The sequence below is a fragment of the Craterilacuibacter sp. genome (genome assembly GCF_051659485.1).
Lineage (GTDB): Bacteria > Pseudomonadota > Gammaproteobacteria > Burkholderiales > Chromobacteriaceae > Craterilacuibacter.
On record NZ_JBOFOO010000279.1, the window covers coordinates 1 to 2,232 of the forward strand.

Sequence of the window (2,232 nt, forward strand, 5' to 3'; positions counted from 1 at the left end):
AATCAGTAATTCGACTTTGTGCGAAAAACTTTCCAATTTGCGCACTATGGGTTTACTGAAGCATGCACAGCGCGCGCGCCAGATTGAACTCACCGATGAGGCTATTTCACTGCTTGGAGAATTTCCTGAAAAACCAGAAAATTCAGAAAAAAATAGAAATTGTAAAAATTCTGATAAATCTGAAATTTTTAGTCAATTTGGCCACTACTGGTTTCCGCGCCAAGCCGCAACATTCCTTTTGGGTAAAGGAATGCGGGAGAAAGGGGTCGCCGGTCTAATGAGAGAGTGCTCGCAAGCTAAGCGACAACTGCAGTCCATTGTCACCGAATTCATGTCGGTATTGATCCGCTATGACGGTGAAGTACTGTATCGCGTACTCAAAGCCATCATCCGGGATCCTGTCCGCTTCAAGCCGCAAGCGGTCCATGAGAAAGCTGCCGATCTCCATCCTGCCCAACGTATGGCACTGCACCGCATTGCCGATGGCCAGCTCCCGTTGCTGACCCCCGGTGAGTCGCTACGCCTGACGGACGAAGGGATGTCCATCTCGTCACCACAGGTACGCGGCGGCGCCCCGATGGCGGTGACCGCCCGTGTCTGGCAAACACTCAACATGCGGGCACGCCGCGCCTGTGAAGCAGCACGGCCTGCCGGCAAGCTGCAATCGACGCTGGATATCGGCTTATCTGTCCGCAGCGATACATACTGGATCTGGGCCGGCGAGGTGAAGGACGACCGGCCACTGATCCATATCCATGGCCGCACCATCCTCAGTGACTGGATCCTTGTGTTCGGGGCACTGGCACCGGCACAGCAGCAACTCGCTATCGACGACACCCAGCGTGACCCGCGTATCGGGCGCTGGTTTGAACGGGCCGGCGTACGCTATCAGGTCGATCAGATCGAGGGGGGGATGGTCATGCTGTACACCGTGCAGGCCAACGGACGCCGTTCGGTATCTCGCATCACCATTGCGCAGCTGATGGGTGACACGCAGATCGTGTGGCAGGCAGGTGCAGGTCGGTGAGTAAAACAGGTGCAGTCCGGAAATCGGATACAGTTCCACTCGCTTTGCTCGTGACTAGTAAAACTGTATTTAACCGCTTAGCGGCCAGAACGATTTTTTACGGCAAACCCCAACTACAACGGCAAAATCGGTCTGCAGGTAGCAAAACACAATCGGGCCAGCGACATTGGTTTGCCAGTAGGAACGTGGGAGGGACTGGAGGTAGGGCAGGCGGGAAATCTCAGGCGGTATTGTTATCCAGCGCGGCACTAAGCACCCCAGATTGCCAACGAGCCTGGCCATCAGAGCAGCTGCGGTGGCAGGTCTCGGTACCCGTGACAGCCGCCTGCATCGGCTTGGCGCAGGCGCTGCGACAACTGGATTGGCGGACCCAGAGCGCCACGCAGCCTCAGCACCATCCGGTCTGAGCGCATTTTTTGCGCGCCGGCATGGGGAACAGAGCCTGGTCATGCGCTTGCAAGGCAGCGCCAGCCATGGTGATGGCTTCGATCGACATTTCAAACGCGCCGGTAAGAATTTGCAAGCAAGTTGCCATGCCCGACCGTGCCGGCGGCTGCCGCAGCGGACTCGCGAATTCTTCGCTCAGCAGGCTTAACAGCTGTGTGGCGTCTTGCTGGATACGGTAAGCCATGTCCAGCAGGGTCCGGGCCGTCGTAACTGGAAAAGGAAAGGAAGACTCGACAAGGGCGTTTAGCAAAATCGCCAAGTCGGTTTGCTGATCGTTGAGCGTTTCCCAATTGGGCGGGTCAGCCATGCTGCCAGCTTGCGAATCCACCGTGGATTGGCGGCGCTTTACACGGGACGAACGGGACTTGGTGGCCATGGTGCTAGCTCGAGCCTCGTGACAGCAGCACGACGACCGCACCGATGGCGGCGGCACCGGCGATGATCAGCACGCTGGCAAACAGAAAACCGGTTGGCAGGTCCATGCGGTGCTCCGCAGAAATGTATATGGCCAATTTAGCAGGTATGCTGGCCTTGGGATGGGCAATGGACGTTGTCCACAAATTATGGGGACGAGTAGCGGGAAAACATCCTGCAAGGCTGGTGGCATATGGCTTGGCAGGGAATGCCTATTTTTTAGGCGCTGCCAACCGCACTTCCTCTTGTTCTCGCGCGCCGATACGCGGCAGGTCGGCAAAACAGGTGGTATAGCACGGGCTCACATTTTCGCGGCGCATCTGCCATTGCTGGCCGAGGCCTTC

3 protein-coding genes are annotated in these 2,232 nt (G+C 57.1%); 1 reads left to right on the forward strand and 2 read right to left on the reverse strand.

Going from position 1 to position 2,232, the window contains the following annotated elements; genetic code table 11:
- Positions 1-1,027, forward strand: a 1,027-nt coding sequence (locus tag ACRC1E_RS09865; protein WP_438514924.1) for a hypothetical protein, incomplete at its 5' end; no start/stop codon positions are given.
- Positions 1,028-1,415: 388 nt separating this feature from the next.
- Here ACRC1E_RS09865 and ACRC1E_RS09870 read toward each other — a convergent pair.
- Positions 1,416-1,850, reverse strand: a complete 435-nt coding sequence (locus tag ACRC1E_RS09870) for a hypothetical protein (protein ID WP_438514925.1) — start codon at positions 1,848-1,850, stop codon at positions 1,416-1,418.
- 250 nt (positions 1,851-2,100) lie between these two features.
- Positions 2,101-2,232, reverse strand: a 132-nt coding sequence (locus ACRC1E_RS09875; protein ID WP_438514926.1) for a DUF4113 domain-containing protein, incomplete at its 5' end; no start/stop codon positions are given.

Bases quoted from the DNA above. Each gene is read 5' to 3' on its own strand.
- ACRC1E_RS09870 (WP_438514925.1), bottom strand. From the start codon at position 1,850: ATGGCCACCAAGTCCCGTTCGTCCCGTGTAAAGCGCCGCCAATCCACG.